The organism is Streptomyces venezuelae, from assembly GCF_008642355.1.
GTDB classification, from domain to species: domain Bacteria; phylum Actinomycetota; class Actinomycetes; order Streptomycetales; family Streptomycetaceae; genus Streptomyces; species Streptomyces venezuelae_B.
Genome location: NZ_CP029193.1, coordinates 4,894,358 through 4,917,127, shown reverse-complemented (window position 1 = coordinate 4,917,127; position 22,770 = coordinate 4,894,358). Strand labels below are relative to the sequence as shown.

Annotated in this window: 26 protein-coding genes; 8 read left to right on the top strand and 18 right to left on the bottom strand. The window is 72.1% G+C overall.

All coding sequences use genetic code 11. From position 1 onward, the window contains the following. Positions 1 to 38: 38 nt before the first annotated feature. The 3 genes from guaB to DEJ47_RS22930 form a co-directional block, all read right to left on the bottom strand. Positions 39 to 1,556, bottom strand: coding sequence for an IMP dehydrogenase (guaB, locus tag DEJ47_RS22940; RefSeq protein ID WP_150171158.1), 1,518 nt, complete (start codon positions 1,554 to 1,556; stop codon positions 39 to 41). Between the two features lie 136 nt (positions 1,557 to 1,692). Beyond that, the gene (locus DEJ47_RS22935; protein ID WP_055563244.1) at positions 1,693 to 2,268 is read right to left on the bottom strand and encodes a sigma-70 family RNA polymerase sigma factor; all 576 of its coding nucleotides are present in this window, start codon (positions 2,266 to 2,268) and stop codon (positions 1,693 to 1,695) included. A gap of 245 nt (positions 2,269 to 2,513) precedes the next feature. Further along, entirely contained in the window at positions 2,514 to 3,125 is a 612-nt protein-coding gene (locus DEJ47_RS22930; RefSeq protein ID WP_003948568.1) for a response regulator transcription factor, read from the bottom strand. Between the two features lie 390 nt (positions 3,126 to 3,515). Here DEJ47_RS22930 and DEJ47_RS22925 point away from each other — a divergent pair, with 390 nt between their 5' ends. Beyond that, positions 3,516 to 3,845, top strand: a complete 330-nt coding sequence (locus DEJ47_RS22925; protein WP_150171156.1) for a WhiB family transcriptional regulator — start codon at positions 3,516 to 3,518, stop codon at positions 3,843 to 3,845. 62 nt (positions 3,846 to 3,907) lie between these two features. Here DEJ47_RS22925 and DEJ47_RS22920 read toward each other — a convergent pair whose 3' ends face one another. Continuing rightward, positions 3,908 to 4,804: a LysR family transcriptional regulator gene (locus tag DEJ47_RS22920; protein ID WP_150171153.1), complete on the bottom strand. Its 897-nt coding sequence runs from the start codon at positions 4,802 to 4,804 to the stop codon at positions 3,908 to 3,910. Between the two features lie 81 nt (positions 4,805 to 4,885). Between DEJ47_RS22920 and DEJ47_RS22915 the strand changes: the two genes are divergently transcribed. Beyond that, positions 4,886 to 5,575: an MOSC domain-containing protein gene (locus tag DEJ47_RS22915; protein WP_150171151.1), complete on the top strand. Its 690-nt coding sequence runs from the start codon at positions 4,886 to 4,888 to the stop codon at positions 5,573 to 5,575. A 9-nt stretch (positions 5,576 to 5,584) separates the two neighbouring features. Then, positions 5,585 to 6,358, top strand: a complete 774-nt coding sequence (locus DEJ47_RS22910; RefSeq protein WP_150171149.1) for an SDR family NAD(P)-dependent oxidoreductase — start codon at positions 5,585 to 5,587, stop codon at positions 6,356 to 6,358. 146 nt (positions 6,359 to 6,504) lie between these two features. On the opposite strand, the gene groL is transcribed toward DEJ47_RS22910, so the two are convergent. From groL to DEJ47_RS22890, 4 genes are all read right to left on the bottom strand, one after another. Further along, a complete protein-coding gene (gene groL / locus DEJ47_RS22905) occupies positions 6,505 to 8,133 on the bottom strand; it encodes a chaperonin GroEL (RefSeq protein ID WP_150171147.1) in 1,629 nt (542 codons plus the stop codon). A 135-nt stretch (positions 8,134 to 8,268) separates the two neighbouring features. Next, positions 8,269 to 8,577: a co-chaperone GroES gene (gene groES, locus DEJ47_RS22900; protein WP_006347174.1), complete on the bottom strand. Its 309-nt coding sequence runs from the start codon at positions 8,575 to 8,577 to the stop codon at positions 8,269 to 8,271. A 190-nt stretch (positions 8,578 to 8,767) separates the two neighbouring features. Continuing rightward, positions 8,768 to 9,055, bottom strand: coding sequence for a hypothetical protein (locus DEJ47_RS36995; RefSeq protein ID WP_223828456.1), 288 nt, complete (start codon positions 9,053 to 9,055; stop codon positions 8,768 to 8,770). Continuing rightward, positions 9,052 to 9,972 carry a polysaccharide deacetylase family protein gene (locus tag DEJ47_RS22890; protein ID WP_150171146.1) on the bottom strand — a complete coding sequence of 307 codons (921 nt, stop codon included), beginning with the start codon at positions 9,970 to 9,972 and terminating at the stop codon, positions 9,052 to 9,054. The genes DEJ47_RS36995 and DEJ47_RS22890 overlap by 4 nt, the downstream gene beginning before the upstream one ends. Positions 9,973 to 10,054: 82 nt before the next feature. On the opposite strand from DEJ47_RS22890, the gene DEJ47_RS22885 reads away from it, so the two are divergent. Continuing rightward, positions 10,055 to 11,299, top strand: coding sequence for a THUMP-like domain-containing protein (locus DEJ47_RS22885; protein WP_150171144.1), 1,245 nt, complete (start codon positions 10,055 to 10,057; stop codon positions 11,297 to 11,299). An 8-nt stretch (positions 11,300 to 11,307) separates the two neighbouring features. Here DEJ47_RS22885 and DEJ47_RS22880 read toward each other — a convergent pair whose 3' ends face one another. From DEJ47_RS22880 to DEJ47_RS22870, 3 genes are read right to left on the bottom strand one after another with little or no spacing between them, the layout of a single operon-like run. Continuing rightward, positions 11,308 to 12,630, bottom strand: a complete 1,323-nt coding sequence (locus DEJ47_RS22880; RefSeq protein WP_150171142.1) for an RNA polymerase sigma factor — start codon at positions 12,628 to 12,630, stop codon at positions 11,308 to 11,310. 49 nt (positions 12,631 to 12,679) lie between these two features. Next, the gene (locus tag DEJ47_RS22875) at positions 12,680 to 13,033 is read right to left on the bottom strand and encodes a YciI family protein (protein ID WP_150171140.1); all 354 of its coding nucleotides are present in this window, start codon (positions 13,031 to 13,033) and stop codon (positions 12,680 to 12,682) included. Between the two features lie 43 nt (positions 13,034 to 13,076). Further along, positions 13,077 to 14,606 (bottom strand): MFS transporter, encoded by a 1,530-nt coding sequence (locus DEJ47_RS22870; RefSeq protein ID WP_150171138.1) that lies wholly within the window; start codon positions 14,604 to 14,606, stop codon positions 13,077 to 13,079. Positions 14,607 to 14,687: 81 nt separating this feature from the next. On the opposite strand from DEJ47_RS22870, the gene DEJ47_RS22865 reads away from it, so the two are divergent. After that, on the top strand, positions 14,688 to 15,404 hold the full coding sequence (locus tag DEJ47_RS22865) for a TetR/AcrR family transcriptional regulator (RefSeq protein ID WP_150171136.1): 717 nt from the start codon (positions 14,688 to 14,690) through the stop codon (positions 15,402 to 15,404). A gap of 32 nt (positions 15,405 to 15,436) precedes the next feature. Next, positions 15,437 to 16,024 (top strand): class I SAM-dependent methyltransferase, encoded by a 588-nt coding sequence (locus tag DEJ47_RS22860; RefSeq protein ID WP_150171134.1) that lies wholly within the window; start codon positions 15,437 to 15,439, stop codon positions 16,022 to 16,024. On the opposite strand, the gene DEJ47_RS22855 is transcribed toward DEJ47_RS22860, so the two are convergent. Genes DEJ47_RS22855 through tsaB form a run of 4 tightly spaced genes read right to left on the bottom strand, consistent with a single transcriptional unit; the run spans position 16,021 to position 18,554 of the window. Further along, positions 16,021 to 16,278 (bottom strand): hypothetical protein, encoded by a 258-nt coding sequence (locus DEJ47_RS22855; protein ID WP_150171132.1) that lies wholly within the window; start codon positions 16,276 to 16,278, stop codon positions 16,021 to 16,023. The two genes, DEJ47_RS22860 and DEJ47_RS22855, sit on opposite strands and share 4 nt — an antisense overlap. Beyond that, on the bottom strand, positions 16,275 to 17,381 hold the full coding sequence (gene tsaD, locus DEJ47_RS22850) for a tRNA (adenosine(37)-N6)-threonylcarbamoyltransferase complex transferase subunit TsaD (RefSeq protein WP_150171130.1): 1,107 nt from the start codon (positions 17,379 to 17,381) through the stop codon (positions 16,275 to 16,277). Before tsaD ends, DEJ47_RS22855 begins: the two co-directional genes overlap by 4 nt. Then, positions 17,374 to 17,856, bottom strand: coding sequence for a ribosomal protein S18-alanine N-acetyltransferase (gene rimI / locus DEJ47_RS22845; protein WP_150175802.1), 483 nt, complete (start codon positions 17,854 to 17,856; stop codon positions 17,374 to 17,376). The genes tsaD and rimI overlap by 8 nt, the downstream gene beginning before the upstream one ends. Positions 17,857 to 17,897: 41 nt before the next feature. Further along, the gene (gene tsaB / locus DEJ47_RS22840) at positions 17,898 to 18,554 is read right to left on the bottom strand and encodes a tRNA (adenosine(37)-N6)-threonylcarbamoyltransferase complex dimerization subunit type 1 TsaB (RefSeq protein WP_150171128.1); all 657 of its coding nucleotides are present in this window, start codon (positions 18,552 to 18,554) and stop codon (positions 17,898 to 17,900) included. 134 nt (positions 18,555 to 18,688) lie between these two features. Between tsaB and DEJ47_RS22835 the strand changes: the two genes are divergently transcribed. Further along, a complete protein-coding gene (locus DEJ47_RS22835) occupies positions 18,689 to 19,237 on the top strand; it encodes a L,D-transpeptidase (RefSeq protein WP_150171126.1) in 549 nt (182 codons plus the stop codon). A gap of 3 nt (positions 19,238 to 19,240) precedes the next feature. Then, complete coding sequence (locus tag DEJ47_RS36505) at positions 19,241 to 19,429, top strand: hypothetical protein (RefSeq protein WP_161235813.1); 189 nt, start codon at positions 19,241 to 19,243, stop codon at positions 19,427 to 19,429. A gap of 222 nt (positions 19,430 to 19,651) precedes the next feature. Here the strand turns inward: DEJ47_RS36505 and tsaE are convergent, their stop codons facing one another. From tsaE to alr, 3 genes are all read right to left on the bottom strand, one after another. Continuing rightward, positions 19,652 to 20,188 carry a tRNA (adenosine(37)-N6)-threonylcarbamoyltransferase complex ATPase subunit type 1 TsaE gene (gene tsaE, locus DEJ47_RS22825; RefSeq protein ID WP_150171122.1) on the bottom strand — a complete coding sequence of 179 codons (537 nt, stop codon included), beginning with the start codon at positions 20,186 to 20,188 and terminating at the stop codon, positions 19,652 to 19,654. A gap of 50 nt (positions 20,189 to 20,238) precedes the next feature. Beyond that, the gene (locus DEJ47_RS22820; protein ID WP_150171120.1) at positions 20,239 to 21,474 is read right to left on the bottom strand and encodes an alpha/beta fold hydrolase; all 1,236 of its coding nucleotides are present in this window, start codon (positions 21,472 to 21,474) and stop codon (positions 20,239 to 20,241) included. A 77-nt stretch (positions 21,475 to 21,551) separates the two neighbouring features. Beyond that, positions 21,552 to 22,703 carry an alanine racemase gene (gene alr, locus DEJ47_RS22815; protein WP_150171118.1) on the bottom strand — a complete coding sequence of 384 codons (1,152 nt, stop codon included), beginning with the start codon at positions 22,701 to 22,703 and terminating at the stop codon, positions 21,552 to 21,554. Between the last annotated feature and the right edge of the window lie 67 nt (positions 22,704 to 22,770).

Genomic DNA, 22,770 nt, shown 5'->3' with positions numbered 1-22,770 from the left:
CGGGACCGCCCCTCCACGCGCGCGTGGAGCGCAGGAGACTACTTCGTACGGCTGTAGTTCGGCGCCTCGACCGTCATCTGGATGTCGTGCGGGTGGCTCTCCTTGAGACCCGCGGACGTGATGCGGACGAAACGGCCGTTGGCCTGCAGGTCGGGGACGGTGCGCCCGCCGACGTAGAACATCGACTGGCGCAGTCCGCCGACCAGCTGGTGGACGACCGCCGAGAGCGGGCCGCGGTAGGGCACCTGGCCCTCGATGCCCTCGGGGACCAGCTTCTCGTCGGAGGCGACGCCCTCCTGGAAGTACCGGTCCTTGGAGAAGGAGCGCTGGTCGCCACGCGTCTGCATGGCGCCGAGCGAGCCCATGCCGCGGTACGACTTGAACTGCTTGCCGTTGATGAAGAGCAGCTCTCCGGGGGACTCCTCGCAGCCCGCGAGGAGCGAGCCCAGCATGACGGTGTCCGCGCCGGCGACGAGCGCCTTGGCGATGTCCCCGGAGTACTGCAGGCCGCCGTCGCCGATGACCGGGACACCGGCCTCCTTGGCGGCGAGCGACGCTTCGTAGATGGCCGTCACCTGCGGTACGCCGATGCCGGCGACCACGCGCGTGGTGCAGATGGAGCCGGGTCCGACGCCGACCTTGATGCCGTCGACACCGGCGTCGATGAGCGCCTTGGCGCCGTCGCGCGTGGCGATGTTGCCGCCGATGACGTCGACGCGCGGGGCGTCGGACTTGATCTTGGCGACCATGTCGCCGACCAGCCGGGAGTGGCCGTGCGCGGTGTCGACGACGATGAAGTCGACGCCCGCCGCGACGAGGGCCTGGGCGCGCTCGAACGCGTCGCCCGCGACACCCACGGCGGCGCCCACCAGGAGGCGGCCCTCGCCGTCCTTGGCGGCGTTCGGGTACTTCTCGGCCTTCACGAAGTCCTTGACCGTGATCAGGCCCTTGAGGACGCCCGCGTCGTCGACCAGCGGAAGCTTCTCGATCTTGTGGCGGCGCAGCAGCTCCATGGCGTCCACGCCGGAGATGCCGACCTTGCCGGTGACGAGGGGCATGGGCGTCATGACCTCGCGCACCTGGCGCGTGCGGTCCGACTCGAAGGCCATGTCACGGTTGGTGACGATGCCGAGCAGCTTGCCTGCCGCGTCGGTGACCGGGACGCCGCTGATGCGGAACTTCGCGCAGATCGCGTCGGCCTCGGCGAGCGTCGCGTCCGGGTGGACCGTGATCGGGTCGGTGACCATGCCGGACTCGGAGCGCTTCACGAGGTCGACCTGGTTGGCCTGGTCCGCGATGGAGAGGTTGCGGTGCAGCACACCGACGCCGCCCTGCCGCGCCATGGCGATCGCCATGCGGGACTCGGTGACCTTGTCCATCGCCGCGGACAGCAGCGGGACGTTCACCCTGACGTTCTTCGAGACGAGCGAGGAAGTGTCGATCTGGTCGGGCGCCATGTCCGACGCACCCGGCAGCAGCAGCACGTCGTCGTAGGTCAGCCCGAGTGTCGCGAATTTATCGGGCACCCCAGTCGAAGAACCGCCGTTTGCAGTCATGACACCTTCCCCAAATGGCCTTGATCGGTGCGGATGTCCATGCTAACGGGCTCCGAGGGTGTCTCATTCCACGAGCAAGATCATCAGCAAGCTTTGTACGTTCACACGTACGACCCGAGCCCGTGAAATTCCGGGGTCACTGCTCCGCGAGCGCCCGCAGCCTGCTCAGTGCGCGGTGCTGTGCGACCCGCACCGCTCCCGGTGACATCCCCAGCATCTGCCCGGTCTCCTCGGCCGTGAGGCCGACGGCGATGCGCAGGAGCAGCAGCTCGCGCTGGTTGTCCGGGAGGTTGGCGAGGAGCTTCTTGGCCCACTCGGCGTCGCTGCTGAGCAGCGCGCGCTCCTCGGGGCCGAGCGAGTCGTCGGGCCGCTCGGGCATCTCGTCGGAGGGCACGGCGGTGGACCCGGGGTGGCGCATCGCGGCGCGCTGCAGGTCGGCCACCTTGTGCGCCGCGATCGCGAAGACGAACGCTTCGAAGGGGCGGCCCGTGTCCTTGTAGCGCGGCAGGGCGAGGAGGACGGCGACGCAGACTTCCTGTGCCAGGTCCTCGACGAAGTGCCGTGCGTCACCGGGCAGCCGGGACAGACGGGTACGGCAGTAGCGCAGCGCCAGGGGGTGGACGTGGGCCAGCAGGTCGTGCGTGGCCTGTTCGTCACCCTCCACAGCGCGGAGAACGAGGGCACCGATCACCGTCGTCTTGTCATCGCGCATCGGTCCATGGTGCCTTGGCGGCGGCTGATCCGTGGCACCGCGTCCGTAGTTGTGCACTGAAGCGTTATGAGCAGGTGCGCCGGAACTCATCTCCTGCGCCCTCCCCTCCCGCTCGATCGACTCGTCCCCGAGGAACTCCACATCTCAAGGATGCGGCATCGGCGGCGAAACAGGCGTCGCCGGGCGTACGTCGCCCCGCCCGCCGGACGGCGGGCGGGGATCGCCGTGCCCCCGCGACGGCACACTCAGCGCACCAGACCCCAGCGGAAACCGAGCGCCACGGCGTGCGCGCGGTCCGAGGCGCCGAGCTTCTTGAACAGCCGCCTGGCGTGCGTCTTCACGGTGTCCTCGGAGAGGAAGAGCTCACGTCCGATCTCCGCGTTGGAGCGGCCGTGACTCATGCCTTCGAGGACCTGGATCTCACGCGCGGTGAGGGTGGGCGCGGCGCCCATCTCGGCCGAGCGCAGTCTGCGCGGGGCGAGCCGCCAGGTCGGATCGGCGAGCGCCTGGGTGACGGTCGCGCGCAGTTCGGCGCGCGAGGCGTCCTTGTGCAGATAGCCGCGGGCACCGGCGGCGACCGCGAGCGCGACGCCGTCCAGGTCCTCGGCGACGGTGAGCATGATGATGCGCGCACCGGGGTCGGCCGACAGCAGCCGGCGGACGGTCTCCACACCGCCGAGACCGGGCATGCGTACGTCCATCAGAATCAGGTCCGAGCGGTCGGCGCCCCAGCGGCGGAGGACTTCCTCGCCGTTGGCCGCCGTGGTCACGCGCTCGACGCCGGGCACGGTCGCGACCGCGCGGCGGAGCGCCTCTCGGGCAAGCGGGGAGTCGTCGCAGACGAGGACCGATGTCATGACTGTCCTCCGCGGCTCTCACAGCTGCTGCGCGTCACCTTGAGCCTCCAGGCTGGTACTTATTCGTCACCTGTGCGGTTGACGCTCTCGGACACCTGCCCGAGCGCTTGTTCTTTCAACCGCCTCCGCACTCTCAACGACGGTCACCCGAAAGAGTTACGGGGCAGTCGGACACCTTCGGCACTCTACGTGAGGGCGCCGACACAGCGGAGAGCGCGCCGGAGACCCTCAACGTTTCATCACAAGCTATGCCCCATTTAGCGCCTTTTCTTCCCTTTTCCTGGTGTCTATGGCTAGATTCGCAATGAGTCATATTTTCATCTCCTTAGACAGTAGATGTACGGTCGTGGGCACCGTATCCGCGTCAGAACGGCATCAAGGGGACCAGCAATGGCAGATTTCTCCCGCCTTCCCGGACCGAACGCAGATCTGTGGGACTGGCAGCTCCTCGCGGCCTGCCGCGGGGTCGACAGCTCGCTCTTCTTCCACCCGGAGGGCGAGCGGGGAGCGGCGCGCAGCGCACGTGAGAACTCCGCCAAGGAGGTCTGCATGCGGTGCCCGGTGCGGGCGGAGTGCGCCGCTCACGCACTCGCGGTGCGCGAGCCGTACGGCGTGTGGGGCGGGCTGACCGAGGACGAGCGCGAGGAGCTCATGGGCCGCGCGCGCAATCGGCTCGTCACGGCGGCCGCTTCGGCGGGCAGCGCCGTGTCGCACAGCTGAAGGAACGTTTCTTCGAACAACCCTTCCGCCGCGGCGGAAGGATCAGCGGGGATCAGCCGGGATCAGCGGGCGGCGGCCCGCGCGAGGTGGTCCAGCGTGGCGGCGACGGCCGGCACCTGCGCCAGGTCCGGCAGCGTGAGCGCGACGATCTCCCGCTGCACGGCCGGCTCCACCGTCACGGTGCGGGCGCCCATCGGGCGCACCGACTCGATCGCGAGCTCGGGCAGCACCGCCACTCCCAGACCGGCGCCGACCAGGCCGATCACCGCCGGATAGTCGTCGGTCGCGAAGTCGATCCGCGGCACGAAGCCCGCGCTCTCGCAGACCTCCACCAGTTGCCTGCGGCAGCGGGGGCACCCCGCGATCCACGACTCGTCGGCGAACTCGCCGATGGTGACCGAGTCCGCCCCGGCGAGCCGGTGCCCCTCCGGCACGAGCCCGACGAGCCGGTCGGCGAGCAGCGGGCGCACGACGAGATCGCTCCACTCCTCGGCGGCCGTCGCCCCTTCGTACCGGAAGGCGAGCGCGACGTCGCAGTCCCCTTCGCGCAGCATCTCCACCGAGCGCGGGGGCTCGGCCTCGACCAGGGAGACGCGGGTGCCGGGGTGGGCCGCGCGCAGTGCCGCGAGGGCGCACGGGACAAGGGTGGAGCTGCCGCTGGGGAAGGAGACGAGCCGGACCCGGCCCGCACGCAGGCCCGCGATGGCGGCGACCTCCTCCTCGGCCGCGGTGAGCCCGGCGAGGATGCCCGCGGCGTGCCGGACCAGGGCCTCGCCCGCCTGTGTCAGACGCATCTCGCGGCCGGTGCGGATCAGCAGCGGCGTGCCCGCCGAGGATTCGAGGGCCTTCATCTGCTGGCTGACGGCGGGCTGGGTGCAGCCGAGCTCGCGTGCCGCGGCGGAGAAGGAGCCGGTGGCGGCCACGGCGCGCAGGACACGGAGGTGACGGGCCTCGATCATGGTTCGAGCATAAGCGACGCTTGGACCCATCGCGAAATAACGCGTCGCTTCTTTGAGGTGAACTGGCCTAGCCTGCCTGCCATGGAGCTTCTTTCTGTGAATGTGGGCCGCCGCAAGGATGTCGCGTACACGGCCTCGCCCACCGGCAGCACCGGCATCGACAAGCGGCCGGTGCCGGGTCCGGTGCGGGTGGCCGCGCCCGGTCCGAAGGGGGTCGGCGGCAGCGGGGTGGCCGGTGACGAGATCGGCGACCTGCGGCACCACGGCGGCGACGACCAGGCGGTGTACGCGTACGCCCGCGAGGACCTCGACGCGTGGCAGCGCACCCTGGGCCGCTCCCTGCCCGACGGCTCCTTCGGCGAGAACCTCACGACGTCGGGCGTCGACGTGAACGGCGCGCTGATCGGCGAACGCTGGCGGATCGGCGCGGATCTGGTGCTGGAAGTGACGAGCGGGCGCATCCCCTGCCGTACGTTCCAGGGCCACCTCGACGAGAAGGGCTGGGTGAAGCGGTTCACGGACGAGGGGGCCTGCGGCGCGTATCTGCGGGTCGTCGAGCCCGGTGAGATACGGGCCGGGGACCCGATCGAGATCGTGCACCGGCCGGCACACGGCGTCACCGTCGCCCTTGAGTTCCGTGCCGTCACCAGGGAGAAGAACCTGCTGCCCGAGCTGCTCGCGGCGGGGGACGCGCTGCATCCCGGGACGGCGAAGCGTGCGCGGCAGTACGTGGCGCAGCGCGGCGACGCGGTGGTCACGCGATCTCACTAGCCTTGGGCCATGACTACGGCTCTGATCACAGGATCGACCTCCGGCATCGGCGCGGCCTTCGCGCGGCGCCTCGCGGGTGACGGGCACAACCTCGTGCTGGTGGCCCGCGACACGAAACGGCTGCGGGAGCAGGCGACCGAGCTGCACGACCGGCACGGCATCGAGGCGGAGGTGCTGACCGCGGACCTTGCGACGGACGGCGGCATCGAGGCCGTCGAGAAGCGGCTCGCCGACCGCAGGAACGCGGTCGACCTGCTGGTCAACAACGCGGGGTTCGGCAACAAGGGCCGCTATCTGGAGGTCTCGCTCGCCGACGAGCTGACCATGCTCAAGGTGCACTGCGAGGCGGTGCTGCGGCTGACGTCGGCCGCGACGGAGGCGATGCGGGAGCGCGGCCGGGGCGGTGTCGTGAACGTCGCGTCGGTCGCGGCGTTCGTGCCGCGCGGGACGTACGGCGCCTCGAAGGCGTGGGTCGTGCAGTTCACCCAGGGCGCGGCGAAGGACCTGGCCGGGTCCGGGGTGCGGCTGATGGCGCTCTGCCCCGGCTTCGTACGGACGGAGTTCCACGAGCGGGCCGGGATGGGCACGTCCAACATCCCCAGCTGGATGTGGCTCGACGCGGACAAGCTCGTGACGGTCGCCCTCGGCGACCTCGCCCGCGGCAAGACGGTGTCGATCCCGGACCCGCGCTACAAGGCTCTGATGGGCGTGGTGAAGGTGACGCCGCGTGCCCTGCTGGGCGGCGTCACGTCTCGCACGGGCCGCAAGTACGGCCCGCAGTAGCCCGCGCCCCTGAAGGGGCGCGGGGAACCGCGCGAGGACGGACCACGGTCCGCGCCCGGCAGCGAAGGGCCACCCGGCAGACGCGTCCCCGCAAAACCCTGAGGCCCGGCTCCCTCAACAGGGAGCCGGGCCTCGGGCGACTCAGGTCAGTGGGAGTGACCGTGGCCGTGGCCGTGACCGGCCTCCGCCTCTTCCTCGGCCGGCTTCTCGACGACGAGCGTCTCGGTCGTCAGGAGCAGCGAGGCGATCGACGCGGCGTTCTCCAGCGCGGAGCGCGTGACCTTGACCGGGTCGATGACGCCGGCCTTGACCAGGTCGCCGTACTCACCGGTCGCGGCGTTGAAGCCGAAGCCCTTGTCGAGCTCGGCGACCTTCGAGGTGATGACGTAGCCCTCGAGGCCGGCGTTCTCGGCGATCCAGCGCAGCGGCTCGACGGCGGCGCGGCGGACGACGGCCACACCGGTGGCCTCGTCGCCGTCCTTGCCGAGCGAGTCGCCGAGCACCTTGGCGGCGTGCACCAGCGCGGAGCCACCACCGGAGACGATGCCCTCCTCGACCGCGGCGCGGGTCGCGGAGATGGCGTCCTCCAGACGGTGCTTCTTCTCCTTGAGCTCCACCTCGGTGGCGGCGCCGACCTTGATGACGCACACGCCGCCGGCGAGCTTCGCGAGGCGCTCCTGGAGCTTCTCGCGGTCCCAGTCGGAGTCCGTGGCCTCGATCTCGGCCTTGATCTGGGCGACGCGGCCCTCGACGTCGGCCTTGTTGCCGCCGCCGTCGACGATCGTGGTGTCGTCCTTGGTGATGGTGACGCGGCGGGCGGTGCCCAGCACGTCGAGGCCGACCTGGTCGATCTTGAGGCCGACCTCTTCGGCGATGACGGTGGCACCGGTGAGGGTGGCCATGTCGCCGAGCATCGCCTTGCGGCGGTCGCCGAAGCCGGGGGCCTTCACCGCGACGGCGTTGAAGGTGCCGCGGATCTTGTTCACGACCAGGGTCGACAGGGCCTCGCCCTCGACGTCCTCGGCGATGATCAGGAGCGGCTTCGAGGAGTTGGCCTGGATGACCTTCTCGAGCAGCGGCAGGAGGTCCTGGATCGAGGAGATCTTGCCCTGGTGGATCAGGATGTACGGGTCGTCGAGGACGGCCTCCATACGCTCCTGGTCGGACACCATGTACGGCGACAGGTAGCCCTTGTCGAAGGCCATGCCCTCGGTGAAGTCGAGCTCCAGGCCGAAGGTGTTGGACTCCTCGACGGTGATGACACCGTCCTTGCCAACCTTGTCCATCGCCTCGGCGATGAGCTCGCCGACCTGCGGGTCCTGGGCCGACAGACCGGCGACGGCCGCGATGTCGGCCTTGTCGTCGATCGGGCGGGCGGTGGCGAGGAGCTCCTCGGAGACGGCCGCGACGGCGGCGTCGATGCCCTTCTTCAGGGCGGCCGGGGAGGCGCCGGCGGCGACGTTGCGCAGGCCTTCCTTGACCAGGGCCTGGGCGAGCACGGTGGCGGTGGTGGTGCCGTCACCCGCGATGTCGTTGGTCTTGGTCGCCACCTCCTTCACCAGCTGGGCGCCGAGGTTCTCGTACGGGTCCTCGACCTCGACCTCACGGGCGATGGTGACGCCGTCGTTGGTGATGGTCGGGGCGCCGAACTTCTTGTCGATGACGACATTGCGGCCGCGGGGGCCGATCGTCACCTTGACCGTGTCGGCAAGCTTGTTGACGCCGCGCTCAAGGGCGCGACGGGCGTCCTCGTCGAACTTCAGGATCTTCGCCATGGGAGCGATTCAGCCCTCTCGAAAACTCGGTGAACGAACTGCGCCCCTCGCCGCCCGGCAATCAGCGGGGTGACCAGGGGCGCAGCTCAAAAGCAAATCTGCTGGTGAAGCAGGTGATGCGGGTGAAGCGGTGGCTTACTTCTCGACGATCGCGAGGACGTCGCGAGCCGAGAGGACGAGGTACTCGTCGCCGTTGTACTTCACCTCGGTGCCGCCGTACTTGCTGTACAGCACGACATCGCCGACCTTGACGTCGAGCGGCAGGCGCTCGCCGTTCTCGAAGCGGCCCGGGCCCACGGCGAGGACGGCGCCCTCCTGGGGCTTCTCCTTCGCGGTGTCCGGAATGACCAGGCCGGAGGCCGTGGTCTGCTCGGCGTCGAGCGGCTGGACCACAATGCGGTCCTCGAGCGGCTTGATGGCAACCTTGGAGCTTGCGGTCGTCACGATCCGGTCTCCCCCTTCGGAGATCTCACGGGGTTAAGAGTCTGAGGTGTGGCGACCAGGTGGATCCGTCGTCGCGGGTGCCGGACCTGCCCGTCGCTGTCTGGCACTCTCCAGTGGGGAGTGCCAGAAGCGAGACTAGGACGGGGATTAGCACTCGGTCAAGCGGAGTGCCAATCCACTGCGTCGGGCTTCAGTCGGAAGGGGTGCGGAGCACCCCTTCGGGGCAACGTACGGCGGGCGGTGCCGGTTCCGCCCGCGGGAGCCAGGGCGGCCGTACCGCAGCCCGGTCCCCGGCGCAGGCGACCGGGCCCGCCACCCCCCTGTCCGGTGAGCGCGGCACCTTCTGCGCGGCCTTCCTGCCGAGCCTCTCGATCGGGTCGACCGACTCGGCGCACCCCGTGAGCGGCGCGGGCGCGAGCACTCCGCACAGCAGGGCCCCGGCGAGGAGGCGGCGGCGCGCCCGCGCCCGCGCGGTCACAGGTAGTCCTCCAGCCTGGCGACCGCGTACCCCTTGTCGGTGACCGTCTTCATGACCTTGCGGACCATGTCGGGCATGGTGCCCTTCCAGTCCTCGCGCCCCCGGAAGTGCGTGAGGATGATGTCGCCGGGGTGCAGGTCGCGGTCCCACTCGCGCCACTCCATGTGGTCGGCGAAGGCCTCGGACGCCCACAGGGGCACCGCCTTGATGCCGCAGGACTTGGCGGCGCGCAGCGTGTCGCGGTTGTAGTTGCCGTACGGCGGGCGGAAGAGCTCGGGGCGCTTGCCGTAGTGCTTCTTGATGACGTCCTGCATGCCGCAGATCTCGCGGCGCTGGCCCTCGTACGAGAGGCCGGGCATGTAGCGGTGGTTGAGCGTGTGGTTGTTCAGGGTGACGCCGCGGTCCTGCATCTTCTTGAAGTAGGTGTAGTCCTCGTTGACCAGGTAGTCGCTGAGGAACGCGGTGTACGGGAGCCGCAGTTCGCTCATCATCCTGAGCAGCGCCGGGTCCTTCTCGGCGCCGTCGTCGATGGTGAGGAAGACGACCTTCTCCTTGGTGGGGATCGTCGTGAAGACCGGCGGCAGGTTCGCCTGGCCCTTGACCTCGAACCCCTTGCGGGTGGTGATGCGGGGTTTGACCGCGGGTGGCGGGGGCGCGGGCAGCGGGGTCTTGGCCAGGCCCCAGCGCTTGGCGGCCATGGTGCGGGCGACCTGGGTGGCGGCGAGCTTCTGGGCGTAGGAGTCGAGGGCGCGGGCGGGCGGGGCGTTGAGCGGCTCCTGGCCGTGGGCGGGCTTCGCGGAGCCGCCCCCGGAGGCGCAGCCGGACGCGATCGCCGCTACGGAGAGGGCGGCCACCAGAGCGCGCGCCTGATTCTTCCGCCTTCTGGCGCATTCTTCCTTTTGTCGTACTAGTTGCATGGCGCCGGATCCTCGCAGCTCAAGGCCGTGTCGAGGGCCCGACACCGCCGCCGGACGCGCACCATCCACCGACTGGCCCACAATGGGGCGGGTGAACGACCCGAACACGCCGAGCGCCCACGAGACCGACCTCGGCGACCCCCTCGCCGCCTTCGCCGCCCTGCGCACCGAAGAGGGCCGGGCCCTGCTCGACGAGGTGCGGGACGTCGCACCGGCCGATGAGCTCGCCGCCGCCACCAGGCTGCGCCGCACCCACCCGGCGCCCCTGGTCTCCGCGGCGCTCGCCCAGGCCCGGCTGCGCACCCGGGCCGCCGCCAAGTTCGGTGCCGAGGACGCGGTCCGCATGTTCTTCACGCCGAACGGCGTGGAGCAGTCCACGCGCGCGTCCGTCGCCGCGCACCGCGCGGAGAGCTTCAAGGCCTTGGGCGTACGTTCACTCGCCGACCTGTGCTGCGGCATCGGCGGCGACGCCATCGCCCTCGCGCGCGCCGGGATCTCCGTGCTCGCCGTCGACCGCGACCCGCTGACCTGCGCGGTCGCCCGCGCCAACGCCGAGGCGCTCGGGCTCGCCGACCTGATCGAGGTGCGCGAGGCGGACGTCGCCGAGGTGGACACGTCCGCGTACGACGCCGTCTTCGTGGACCCCGCGCGGCGGGGTGGCCGCGGCCGGATCTTCGACCCGGAGGCGTACTCACCACCCCTCTCCTGGGCGGTCGGTGCGGCACTCGCGGCCCCGCTCGCCGCGCTGAAGATCGCCCCCGGCATCCCGCACGAGGCGATCCCCGCCGAGGCCGCGGCCGAGTGGATCTCGGACGGCGGCGACGTGAAGGAGGCCGTGCTCTGGTTCGGCACGGACACGCCCGCCTCGCACCGCGCCACGCTCCTGCCCGGCGGCGCCTCCCTGTGGACCCCGCTCGCCACGATGCTGCCCGACCCGGAGGTGCGTCCCGTCGGGCGCTACCTGTACGAGCCCGACGGCGCCGTCATCCGCGCCCACCTGGTCGCCGAGGTCGCCGCCCGGGTCGAGGGCGGACTGGTCGACGAGACCATCGCGTACGTCACCTCCGACACCCTGCACGCCACCCCGTACGCGACGGCGTACGAGATCACCGACCGCATCCCGTTCAACGTGAAGAAGCTGAAGGCCCTGCTGCGCGAGCGCGAGGTCGGCATCCTCACCGTGAAGAAGCGCGGCTCCGCAGTCGAGCCGGAGGAGCTGCGGCGCAAGGTGAAGCCGCAGGGCGGGAACGCGGCGACCGTCTTCCTGACGCGGGTGTCGGGCGCCCCGACGATGCTGATCGGCCACCCGGCGCCCCCACCCGCATAGACGCCGCCTCACGAGGCGCTCTCCGCGGGCCTGGCCCCGCGCCCCGATCCCGCCCAGCAGTCGGCGGCCCGCGCCAGGAGCAGTTCCCGTTCCCGTTCGTTGCGCGCCAGCGACGCGGCGCGCTCGAACTCGGCGTGGGCCTCGTCGGCGCGTCCGAGCCGCTCCAGGAGGTCGCCGCGGACGCTGGGCAGCAAGTGGTAGTCCTTCAGGACGGGTTCGGCGGTCAGCGCGTCGACGAGGACGAGCCCGGCCTCCGTGCCCTGCGCCATCGCCACCGCGACCGCGCGGTTCAGCTCGACGACCGGGGACGGGGCGCGGGCGGCGAGCAGGCCGTAGAGGGCGGCGATCTGCTGCCAGTCGGTCTCCTCGTAGCTGTGCGCGTGGGCGTGGCAGGCGGCGATCGCGGCCTGCAGCGCGTACGGGCCGAGGGCGCCGGCGGGTGAGGGCGCCGTGGCCTGGGCGCGTGCCAGGGCGGCGAAACCGCGCCGGACCAGCATCTGGTTCCAGTGGGCGCGGCTCTGGTCCTTGAGCAGCACCGGTTCGCCGGCCGGGCCCGTGCGGGCCGCCGTGCGCGAGGCCTGGAGTTCGAGGAGCGCGGCCAGGCCGTGCGCCTCGGACTCCTCGGGCATGAGGGCGGCGAGCACCCGGGCCAGGCGCAGCGCGTCCTCGCAGAGGGCGGGGCGCACGAGGTCGTCGCCCGCCGTGGCCGCGTACCCCTCGTTGAAGATCAGGTAGATGACTTCGAGGACCGACCCGAGGCGGGCGTCGCGGTCGGGTCCGTAGGGGACCTCGAAGGCGACGGCGCGGGCGGCGAGGGTGCGTTTGGCGCGCACGATCCGCTGCGCCACGGTCGGTTCGGGGGCCAGCATCGCGCGGGCGATCTCCGCGGTGGACAGGCCGCCGAGGAGGCGCAGCGTGAGCGCCACGCGGGCCTCGGTGGAGAGCACCGGGTGGCAGGCGATGAAGACGAGCCGCAGGAGGTCGTCGTCGATGGCGTCGGGGTCGGGCGGTTCGAGCGGGCCCGCGTGCGCCGGGGCGGTCTCCAGGTCGCGGCCGACCTCGGCGAGCTTGCGCGCGTAGCGCTCGCGGCGGCGCACCAGGTCGACGGCGCGGTTCCTGGCGGTGGCCATGAGCCAGGCGCCCGGGTTGTCGGGGACGCCTTGTGCGGGCCACTGTTCGAGGGCGGCCACGAGGGCGTCCTGGGCCAGTTCCTCGGCGATGCCGACGTCTCGTACGATCCGCGTGACACCGGCGATGATGCGTGGCGACTCCATGCGGAAGACGGTTTCGATGGCCTGGCGGGGGTGCTCCGGGGGATGGCTCACGGCCATCCATCAGAGCACCCCGGCGCCACCGCCGCAAAGGCAACAGGGGCGAGGTTCAGCCCTCGATCTCCCGGACCTCCGCGGTGATCGTCCAGTAGTCCTCGTGGGTCTTGAGGAACCGCTTGGTCCACTCGACGGCTTCCGCCATGTTCTTGGCCTGGCAGATGGAGTAGCCGCCGATGACCTCCTTGGTCTCGGTGAACGGGCCGTCGGTCGTGGACAGTTCGCCCTTGTCCCAGGTCACGCGGGTGCCTTCGGAGGTCGGCCGCAGGCCCGCGGTGTCGAGCATGACCCCGGCCCTGGTGATCTCCTCCAGGAGCGCGCCCATGCGCTCCTGGAGTTCGGGGCTCGGGCCGCCCTCGGGCGCGTTGTTCTCGTCGATGCGGATCATCGTCAGGTAGCGCGGCATGGTGGTCTCCCCTTCGGGTGGCGGCGGGGCTTCTCCTCGCCTCTCACCCCTGCGTCGAACGGGAGACGCCCGTTTCGACATCGTCGCCGAGATTTCTCGAAGTTTCTTTTCCGACGGCTGTTTCCGCAGGTCGCGGCGGTGTGGCCGGGGTGTCGGCAGGAGGCGTACGACGCCCGTGCAGGGCCGCGGTCGCGAGGGCGGCCGCCACCAGGAGCCCCGCGGAGACCGCGAAGGCGGCCGCGTACCCGTCGGCGAGGGCGCCCCTGCCCCACTCCTCCCCCGTGGCGCTCGCCGCGACGGTGACCAGGACGGCGAGGCCGAGGGAGCCGCCGAGCTGGCGGGAGCTGTTGAGCAGCCCGGAGGCCATGCCGGTCTCCTCGGGCGCGACGCCGCCGGTGGCCGCCGTGCCGAGCGGTACGAAGCACAGGCCGATGCCGACGCTCGCGACCAGCGAGGGCCCGAGGATGGAGCCGAGGAACGTGCCGCCCGCCTCGACGGTCAGCGCGAACCATCCGAACCCGGCGGCGCCGAGCAGCCCGCCCGCCACGAGCAGTGCCCGCTCGCCGAACCGCCCGACCGTGCGCGTCGCGACCGTCGACCCGGCCACGACGCCCGCACAGAACGGCAGGAACGCGGCGCCGGCCGCCGTCGGCCCGTACCCCATCACCTGCTGGAGGTGGAGCGAGGTGAAGTAGAACGCGGCGAACTGTCCCGAGGACATCAGCAGGGCGAAGACGTTCGCGGAGAGCACGGGCCGGTGCGCCGGACCGAGCAGGCCCAGCCGCAGCAGGGGTTCACGCTTGCGGGCCTCGACGGCGACGAAGGCGGCGAGCAGCACGGCGGCGGCGGCGAGCGTGCCGAGGGTGGTGCCCGACGTCCAGCCGTGCGTCTCCGTGCGCACGAGGCCGAGGACGAGCAGCGTCGCCCCCGCCGTGACGAGCAGGGCGCCGGTGACGTCGAGGCGGGGCGCGGGTCCCGTACGGCGGTCTGCGGGCACGCCGTGCCGGGCGGCGAGGAGTGCGGCGAGCACCACGGGGACGTTGATCAGCATCACGGAGCGCCAGCCCACCCAGTCGGTGAGCACGCCGCCCGCCATGATCCCGACGGCGCCGCCGAGCGCGCCGGAGACGCCCCAGAGGCCGAGCGCGCGGGACCGCGCGGGCCCCGCCGCGTAGTTCACGGTGATCAGGGCGAGCGCGACGGGTGCGAGCGCCGCCGCGCCCGCGCCCTGCACCGCGCGCGCCGCGATGAGCTGCCCCGGCGCGAGGGCGAGCCCGCCCGCGAGGCTCGCGACACCGAAGACTGCGAAGCCCCACGTGAGCGTGGTGCGCCGTCCGATCAGGTCGGCGAGGCGCCCGCCGAGCATGAGCAGACCGCCGAAGGCCAGCGCGTAGGCGTTGACGACCCACAGCAGCGCATCGGGCGCGAAGCCGAGGTCGTCGCCCATGTCGGGCAGGGCGATGTTGACGACGGACATGTCGAGGGAGACGAGGAACTGCACGGTCAGCAGCACCGGCAGCAGCAAACGCCCGGGTTGAGCGTTCGGGCTCGGGTTCGGGTTCACGTTCACCATGCGACGGACATTACTATACGCGTATAGAAATAGCGCAAGGGCTGTGTCCCGCCGTCCGGGGGCAGGCGCGACAATGACCGGGTGGCAGCAGAGGACAGCGAGCAGACGGCACCCGCGAAGAAGACCGGGGCGCCGGCGAAGAAGCGCGGTGTGGGCCGCCCCCGCCGCATCGACCCGGAGACGATCGTCGCGACGGCCCGCCGGATCCTGGAGGCGGAGGGCGTCGCGGGCCTGAGCATGCGCCGGGTCGCCAAGGAGGTCGGCACGACGCCGATGGCGCTCTACCACCACGTCCGGGACAAGGACGAGCTCCTGATGCTCACGCTCGCCGGTACGGCCGCCACGGTCCCACGCCCCGAACTCCCCGACGACCCGCGCGACCGTCTTCTCGCCGTCTCCCTGCACATGCACGGCACGCTGGCGCGGATGCCCTGGGTGGTCGAGGTGCTCAGCCTCGGCGACCTCACCGACGAGGGCGCCCTGTGGATGGTCGAGGAGATCATCGCGTGCGGCATCGCGTGCGGACTCACTCCCGAGGAGGCTGTGCGCGCGTACCGGACGATCTGGCACTGCGTCTACGGAGACCTCGCCTTCCGCCACGCGATGGAACGCCGCGCCGAGGACCCGGGCCGCAAGCGGCACTTCCCGGACCTGCTCGCCGACGTGGACGCGACCGAGCTCCCCCATCTGGCGGCGCTGGCGGGCCGCTGGTCCGAACTCACCGAGGACTACGACGTGACGGGCCAGCTCGGGGCGGTCGTCGACGGACTGCTGGGCAGGCCGAGAAGCGTTCCGTGATCGATCCGGGCGGCTGTGCGAGGCTCCCCCGCATGCCCTTCGACCACAACGACCACTACCACCCGCTGCTCCTCCGGAACCTGCCGCCGGGCGGCCGCACCGCCCTCGACGTCGGCTGCGGCACGGGCCGCTTCGCCCGCCGTCTCGCGGCCCGCGGCTACGAGGTCGACGCGCTGGACCCGTCGGCGGAGGTCATCGCCGAGGCGCGGGCGGTGGGCGGCGGCCCGCGCTTCCGCCGGGCGGACGTGACGGAGGAGGCCCTGCCCGCGGCCCACTACGACGTCATCACCTGCCTGGCGAGCCTGCACCACATGCCCTTCGACACGGTGACCCGCCTCCGCGACGCCCTCGCCCCGGGCGGCACGCTGCTCGTCCTCGGCTGCTACGCGGGCGCGACCTGGTGGGACGTCGTGGCGTCCCCCGCGAACGCGGCGGCGCGAGCGGCCGTGTACGCCTCGGAGCGCCTGCGCGGCGAGCGCACGCCCCCGCTCAGGCCCCCCGTGCAGCGGCCGGACATGCGCCTCCCCGACATCCGCAGGGAGGCGGCCCGCCTCCTGCCGGGCAGCAGCGTGCGCCACCTCCTGTTCTGGAGGTACCTGTTGACGTACGAGAAGACCTAGACCCGCTCCACCGACTCGAACCGCCACCGGTGCACCGCCCGCGTCACGAGCTCCCCCGCCGGCTCCGGGAGTTCGGGCAGCTCCGCGTCGTACGCGGCGTCCCACCACGTGATGACGAGGACCCGGTCCTGCGGCGCGCGGAACGTCTCGCGGCGGACCGGGGCGCCGTCGAGCTTCTGGGACTTCGCCCAGGCCAGCAGGTCGTCACCGCGCCCCTCGGCCGCCCGCGCCTCCCACATCAACGCGACCGTCACGAGTACAGGTTCTCCTTGCTGACCTCATGCACGTGATCGTGGTCGTGCGAGTGCCCCGGCACGTGCGGTTCCGTCACCGGGAGCGACGAGTCCGCCGACAGGTCCCAGGACGACGCCGCCCTGTTGCGGGCCACCATCTCCGCGCCGAGGGCCGCCACCATCGCGCCGTTGTCCGTGCAGAGCTTGGGCCGCGGCACGCGCAGCCGGATGCCCGCCTTCTCGCACCGCTCCTGGGCGAGGGCGCGCAGCCGCGAGTTGGCCGCCACGCCGCCGCCGATCATCAGGTGGTCGACGCCCTCGTCCTTGCAGGCCCGTACGGCCTTGCGGGTCAGCACGTCGACGACCGCTTCCTGGAAGGACGCCGACACGTCACGTACCGGCACCTCCTCGCCCGCGGCCCGCTTCGCCTCGATCCAGCGCGCGACGGACGTCTTCAGGCCGGAGAAGGAGAAGTCGTACGCCGCGTCGCGGGGGCCGGTGAGACCGCGCGGGAAGGCGATCGCGTTCGGGTCGCCCTCGCGCGCGTACCGGTCGATGACGGGGCCGCCGGGGAAGCCGAGGTTCAGCACGCGTGCGATCTTGTCGAAGGCCTCGCCCGCCGCGTCGTCGATCGTCGAGCCGAGGGGCCGGACGTCGGACGTGATGTCCGCGGACAGCAGCAGCGACGAGTGGCCGCCCGAGACCAGGAGCGCCATCGTCGGCTCGGGCAGCGGCCCGTGCTCCAGCTGGTCGACGCAGATGTGCGAGGCGAGGTGGTTGACGCCGTACAGCGGCTTCCCGAGGGCGTACGCGTACGCCTTCGCGGCCGAGACGCCGACGAGCAGCGCGCCCGCGAGGCCGGGGCCCGCGGTGACCGCGATGCCGTCGAGGTCCTTCGCGCTGACGCCCGCTTCCTTCAGGGCGCGGTCGATGGTGGGCACCATCGCTTCGAGGTGGGCGCGGGAGGCCACCTCGGGCACGACGCCGCCGAAGCGTGCGTGCTCGTCGACGCTGGAGGCGACGGCGTCCGCGAGCAGCGTGGTGCCGCGGACGATGCCGACGCCCGTCTCGTCGCAGGAGGTCTCGATGCCGAGGACGAGGGGTTCGTCGCGCGTGCTAGCCATGGATCTCGGTTCCTTGTACGCCGGATGCGGGGGTGGAGGGATCGGTGCGGCGCATGACCAGGGCGTCCACGTTGCCGGGCTGGTAGTAGCCGCGCCGGAAGCCGATGGGCTCGAAGCCGAAGCGTTCGTACAGCTTCTGCGCCCGGGTGTTGTCGACCCGCACTTCCAGCATGACCTCGGCGCACTCGAAGGCGGTCGCGGCCTGGAGCAGGTCGGTGAGGAGCCGGGCGCCGAGGCCGGTGCCCCAGTGGTCGCGGGCCACCGCGATGGTCTGGACGTCCGCGAGGTCCCCTGAGGCGGCGAGGCCCGCGTACCCGACGAGACGGTCGCCGTCCGTGGCGACCACGTACCGCCGGGTGGCCTGCGGCCCGCGCGCGTGGGCGAGCTCGGACCAGAACATCCCGCGCGACCACGCGTCGTCCGGGAAGAGCTCCTTCTCCAGGACGAACACCGCGTCGATGTCCCACCAGCGCATCTCGCGGAGCACGGCGGAGTCCGTCACCTGGGTCACCTCGGTCACTTCGGGGTGACCACCTTGTAGTTCTTGGGGACCTGCGCGTCGGGGCGGCGCAGGTAGAGCGGCCGGGGCTCCAGGAGCTCCTCGCCCGCGGCCAGCTTCTCCGCGGCGAGTGAGGCCAGCGCGGCGGCCGAGACGTGCTCGGGGGCGCGGGCGTCGGGGAACGTGTCGGGGTAGAGCAGCGCGCCCACGCCGACGGCAGGCAGCCCCTCGACCTGGGCGGCGATCTCCGCGGGACGGTCCACGGCGGGCTCGCCCGCGCGCGTGCGCACGTCTTCGTAGCGGGCCCAGTAGACCTCCTTGCGGCGGGCGTCGGTGGCCACCACGAAGGGGCCGCCTTCGATGCCCGAGGCGTACGCGAGGCCGTCCAGCGTGCACACGCCGTGCACGGGGACGCCGAGCGCGAGACCGAAGGTGTCGGCGGTCATCAGGCCGACGCGGAGGCCGGTGTAGGGGCCGGGGCCCACGCCGGCGACGATGCCGGTCACGGCGTCGAGCTTCAGGCCGGCCTCGGCGAGCACACGGTCGACGGCCGGAAGCAGCAGTTCCCCGTGGCGGCGGGCGTCGACCTGGCTCGACTCCGCGACGACGGAGGAGCCGTCGTGGAGGGCGACGGTGACAGCGGGCGTTGCGGTATCCAGAGCGAGCAAGAGCACGCGAACAGCCTACGGCTCCCGGGCGCCGCGCACGGCCCGCACCGGGATGAGGTGCGGCTGCCGGGGGATGGGGCACGGCTGCTGCTACCGTCACTCCGTAGCCGTACGCAGTACGAAGAGGTGGGTGGCGCAAGGTGTCAAGGAGCAGCTCGGGATTCGTGGCCGGGCTCACCGCTGCCGCGCTCGCCGCGGTCGGGTTCCTCGCCTTCCAGGCATCGGCCAGCGCGCCGGACCACTCGGAGAAGGCCGACAAGTCGCCGTCCGCCTCCGCGTCGCGCTCCCCCAAGGACAAGAAGAACCCCGCCGCCGTGCCCGCGCAGTCCGGCACCGGCGAGCGCGTCGTGTACTCGCTCGAGGACGACCGCGTCTGGCTGGTCGAGGCGTCGGGCAAGGCCAAGCAGACGTTCAAGGTCACGCCGGGCACGGTCGACCCGGCCCCGGGCACGTACGCCGTCACGTCCCGGACAGCTCGTGTCCCGGGCACGGACGGTGTGCCGGTCGAGAACGTCGTGATCTTCACGCTCACCGACGGCGTCGCGATCGGCTTCAGCGCCGCGGTCGACGGTTCGACGCCGAAGCCGGACCCGTCGAAGAAGACGGGCGGCATCCGTCAGTCGCGCGAGCAGGCCAAGGCGATGTGGGAGTTCGCGCTGCGCGACAAGAAGGTCGTCGTCGTTCCCTGATCAGTGCCGCTTCAGCGCCGCTTCACGGGCGTGGACGCACGCGCGGGCTCGGGGTCGCTCGGCGGCGTGGAGACGGCGCTCGCGGCGGCGCACGACGCGAGCAGATCGCTCATCGACAGGTTCGAGGGTTCCGAGGAGTGCGAGGAGTCCACGGCGGCCGATGGTCCGGGCAGCCTCTTCCCGCGCGGCTGAGCGCAGGCGTCACGTTCTGTAGCCGTCATGGATGCCTCCTGGGGGCTCCGGGGGCAGACGTGGTTAGGTAGACCTAACCAAGACCGGTATCCATGTGACCACGCCCGACGCTCGCAACGCAACATTTTGCCGACGTCTTGTCGGAACGTTCGGTCGAACGTACGAGAAACGCCCCGGACCAGAGGCCCGGGGCGGGGTTGCGGGCGCGGGGCGCGAGGGCCGTCAGGCGCCCAGCGACGCCAGATCCGCGTCGGCCCAGCGCGCGCCGAGCCCGGTGATCGTCACGTCGCGCACCTCGTCGGCCGCGCCGTCCGCCGCGTCACCCCCCGTGCCGCCCACGGCACGGTCGATGACGACCCGCAGCCGGTCGTCCGACAGCTCCTCGACCTTGCCGTCGCCCCACTCGACGACGACCACGGACTCGGGCAGCGAGACGTCGAGGTCCAGGTCCTCCATCTCGTCGAGCCCGCCACCGAGGCGGTACGCGTCGACGTGGACCAGCGCGGGTCCTTCGCCGAGCGACGGGTGCACGCGGGCGATGACGAAGGTCGGGGAGGTGACGGCGCCGCGCACACCGAGGCCCTCGCCGAGGCCACGGGTCAGCGTCGTCTTCCCGGCGCCGAGCTCGCCGGTGAGCATGACGAGGTCGCCCGGGCGCAGCAGCTTGGCCAGACGACGCCCCAACTCGCCCATCTGTTCGGGGGAGTTGACGGTGATCTTGAGTGTGACGGCCGGAGCCTCGTGGTGCGGTGCTTCCATACCGCCCACGGTAGCGGCTGGGAGCACGCGCTCGGGCCCACCGCCTGCGCTCAGGCCCGCCGCCCGGCCCCCCGCCCGGCCCCCGCCCGCACGAGCAGGTCAGCGAGGCGGTCCATGACGACCTCCGGGTGCTCCAGCATCACCAGGTGGCCCGCGTCCGGGACCAGGACCAGCTCCGCGTCGGGGAGCAGGTGGGCGATGGCCTCGCTGTGCTCGCTGGGGGTGACCAGGTCCTCGTCGCCCGCGAGCACGAGCACCGGCAGTTCGGCGAAGTGCTTGAGGGCCGCCGCCTTGTCGTGCTCGGCGAAGGCCGGGTAGAACTCCGCGACCACGTCGATGGGCGTCGCCTCGATCATCCGCTCCGCGAACCGCGCGATCGCCGGGTCCACGTCCTTGCGCGAGAACGAGTACCGCTTGATGACACCCGCGAAGAGGTCCGCCGTGGCCCGCCGCCCCCGCTCCACCAGCTCCGCCTGCGAGCCGAGCGCCCGCAGCAGCCCGGGCAGCACCCGCCGGACCGCGTTCATCCCGGCGACCGGAAGGCCGAAGTTCACCTCGCCGAGCTGCCCCGACGACGTGCCGATCAGGGCGACGCCCACCACGCGCTCGCGGATCAGCTCGGGGAACTGGTCGGCGAGCGCCATGGTCGTCATGCCGCCCATGGAGTGCCCGACGAGGACGAGCGGCCCCTCGGGCGCAGCGGCGTCGATGACGGCCTTCAGATCGCGCCCCAGCTGGTCGATGGAGACCGGCACACCGTGTTCGACCTGGTCGACCCCACGCGCCGAACGGGCGTGGCTGCGCTGGTCCCAATAGACGGCGCGGACGACACCGCGCAGGGCGGCCCGCTGGAAGTGCCAGGAGTCCTGGCTCAGGCAGTAGCCGTGGCTGAAGACGACGGTGAGGGGCGCGGGGTCCCGGCGCCCGAAGAGGCGGCGCCGCCGCGGGGCGCGGTCGCCGTCCCCGCCGGCTCCGGCCCTGCCGCCGTCCTCGGCCGGTTCGACCTCTTCGACCTCGTACGAGAGCTCCGTGCCGTCGTCCGCGTATGCCGTGCCGGGCATGCCGCGCAGCGAGCCGTACGGCCCCGACGCGTCGAGCGCCAGCCGTGCCTTCTTGCGCATGCCGCGGCCGACGGTGAGCCGCTCTATGGCGACGCCGGCGGCCGCACCCGCGGCCAGGACGCCTATCGCCGCGCCCGCGACGCCCGCCCGGCGCCAGTTCCCGGCCGCGGCGGCGGCCTCCGACACCGCTTCCGCCGCGGCCGCCCCCGTGCTGCTCTCGCTCACGTGCCGCTCCTCGTCAGTTCCCGGTCGGTTCCGATCGGTCCCGGTCGGTTACCCGTCAGTTCCCGGTCGGTATCCGGTCAGTCCTCAGGCCGCTCGTTCACATAGACGCGCGGGACGCGCGATCCGATGCGGGTGACGATCTCGTACGCGATGGTGCCCGCGGCCTGCGCCCAGTCCTCGGCGGTCGGCTCGCCCCGGTCGCCGGGGCCGAACAGCACGGCCTCCGCGCCCACTGCGGGCTCGTCCCCGCCGAGGTCCACGACGAACTGGTCCATCGCGACGCGTCCCGCGGCGGTCCGCAGCTTGCCGTCGACGAGGACGGGGGCCGTGCCGGAGGCGTGGCGCGGGATCCCGTCGCCGTAGCCCGCCGGGACGAGGCCGAGGGTCGTCTCGCCGGGCGTGACGTAATGGTGGCCGTAGCTGACGCCGTGGCCGGCCGGGGCGCGCTTCACGTGGGCCAGCGAGGCGGCGAGCGTCATGACGGGCCGCAGCCCGAAGTCCTGCGAGGTGCCCACCTCGGGGCTCGGCGAGACGCCGTACATCGCGATGCCCGGACGCACGAGGTCGAAGTGCGCCTCCGGAAGCGTCAGCATGCCCGGGGAGTTGGCGATGTGCCGCACCTCGGGACGCAGCCCCCGGTCCTCGGCGTACGCCACCATCTCGCGGAAGACGGTGAGCTGCGCGGCGATCGACGGGTGCCCGGGTTCGTCGGCGCACGCGAAGTGCGACCAGAGCCCGGTGACCGTGACCAGGCCTTCGGCCTCGGCACGCAGGACGCGGTCGACGAGATCGGGCCAGTCCGCGGGCATGCAGCCGTTCCGCCCCAACCCCGTGTCGGCCTTGAGCTGGACACGCGCGGTCCGCCCCGCCGCACGCGCGGCGGCCGTCACCTCCTCCAGCGCCCACAGCGCGCTGACCGACATGTCGAGGTCGGCCTCGACGCCCTCCCGCCAGGGCCCGCCGGGCGTCCACAGCCAGCACATGATGCGGCCGGGCAGCCCCGCGGCGCGCAGGGCCAGGGCTTCTTCGGGAGTGGCGGTGCCGATCCACGTGGCGCCGGCCTGACGTGCGGCCCTGGCGCAGGGCACCATCCCGTGGCCGTAACCGTCCGCTTTCACCACGGCCATGAACGCGGCGTCCGGCGCGTGGGCGCGCAGCGCGCGCACGTTGGCGCGGAGGGCGGCGAGGTCGATCTCGGCCCGGACACGGAAGGGTGCTGTCTCGTTCATCGCGGACAAGTGTCTCAGAGCCCGCCGACACCCCCTGCTCCCGCAGGCCTTGGCCCCGACCGGGGCC

Excerpts from the sequence above, each read along its gene's own strand:
- DEJ47_RS22915 (WP_150171151.1), top strand. The coding sequence starts at position 4,886 with ATGGAGCTTCTTTCTGTGAATGTGGGCCGCCGCAAGGATGTCGCGTAC.
- DEJ47_RS22910 (WP_150171149.1), top strand. The coding sequence starts at position 5,585 with ATGACTACGGCTCTGATCACAGGATCGACCTCCGGCATCGGCGCGGCC.
- groL (WP_150171147.1), bottom strand. The coding sequence starts at position 8,133 with ATGGCGAAGATCCTGAAGTTCGACGAGGACGCCCGTCGCGCCCTTGAG.
- DEJ47_RS22935 (WP_055563244.1), bottom strand. The coding sequence starts at position 2,268 with ATGCGCGATGACAAGACGACGGTGATCGGTGCCCTCGTTCTCCGCGCT.
- DEJ47_RS22920 (WP_150171153.1), bottom strand. The coding sequence starts at position 4,804 with ATGATCGAGGCCCGTCACCTCCGTGTCCTGCGCGCCGTGGCCGCCACC.
- tsaD (WP_150171130.1), bottom strand. The coding sequence starts at position 17,381 with ATGGCTAGCACGCGCGACGAACCCCTCGTCCTCGGCATCGAGACCTCC.
- DEJ47_RS22870 (WP_150171138.1), bottom strand. The coding sequence starts at position 14,606 with ATGGTGAACGTGAACCCGAACCCGAGCCCGAACGCTCAACCCGGGCGT.
- tsaE (WP_150171122.1), bottom strand. The coding sequence starts at position 20,188 with ATGGAAGCACCGCACCACGAGGCTCCGGCCGTCACACTCAAGATCACC.
- DEJ47_RS22880 (WP_150171142.1), bottom strand. The coding sequence starts at position 12,630 with ATGGCCGTGAGCCATCCCCCGGAGCACCCCCGCCAGGCCATCGAAACC.
- DEJ47_RS22875 (WP_150171140.1), bottom strand. The coding sequence starts at position 13,033 with ATGCCGCGCTACCTGACGATGATCCGCATCGACGAGAACAACGCGCCC.
- DEJ47_RS22860 (WP_150171134.1), top strand. The coding sequence starts at position 15,437 with ATGCCCTTCGACCACAACGACCACTACCACCCGCTGCTCCTCCGGAAC.
- alr (WP_150171118.1), bottom strand. The coding sequence starts at position 22,703 with ATGAACGAGACAGCACCCTTCCGTGTCCGGGCCGAGATCGACCTCGCC.
- DEJ47_RS22925 (WP_150171156.1), top strand. The coding sequence starts at position 3,516 with ATGGCAGATTTCTCCCGCCTTCCCGGACCGAACGCAGATCTGTGGGAC.
- DEJ47_RS22930 (WP_003948568.1), bottom strand. The coding sequence starts at position 3,125 with ATGACATCGGTCCTCGTCTGCGACGACTCCCCGCTTGCCCGAGAGGCG.
- rimI (WP_150175802.1), bottom strand. The coding sequence starts at position 17,856 with ATGCGCTGGTGGGACATCGACGCGGTGTTCGTCCTGGAGAAGGAGCTC.
- DEJ47_RS22885 (WP_150171144.1), top strand. The coding sequence starts at position 10,055 with ATGGGGCGGGTGAACGACCCGAACACGCCGAGCGCCCACGAGACCGAC.
- guaB (WP_150171158.1), bottom strand. The coding sequence starts at position 1,556 with ATGACTGCAAACGGCGGTTCTTCGACTGGGGTGCCCGATAAATTCGCG.
- DEJ47_RS22890 (WP_150171146.1), bottom strand. The coding sequence starts at position 9,972 with ATGCAACTAGTACGACAAAAGGAAGAATGCGCCAGAAGGCGGAAGAAT.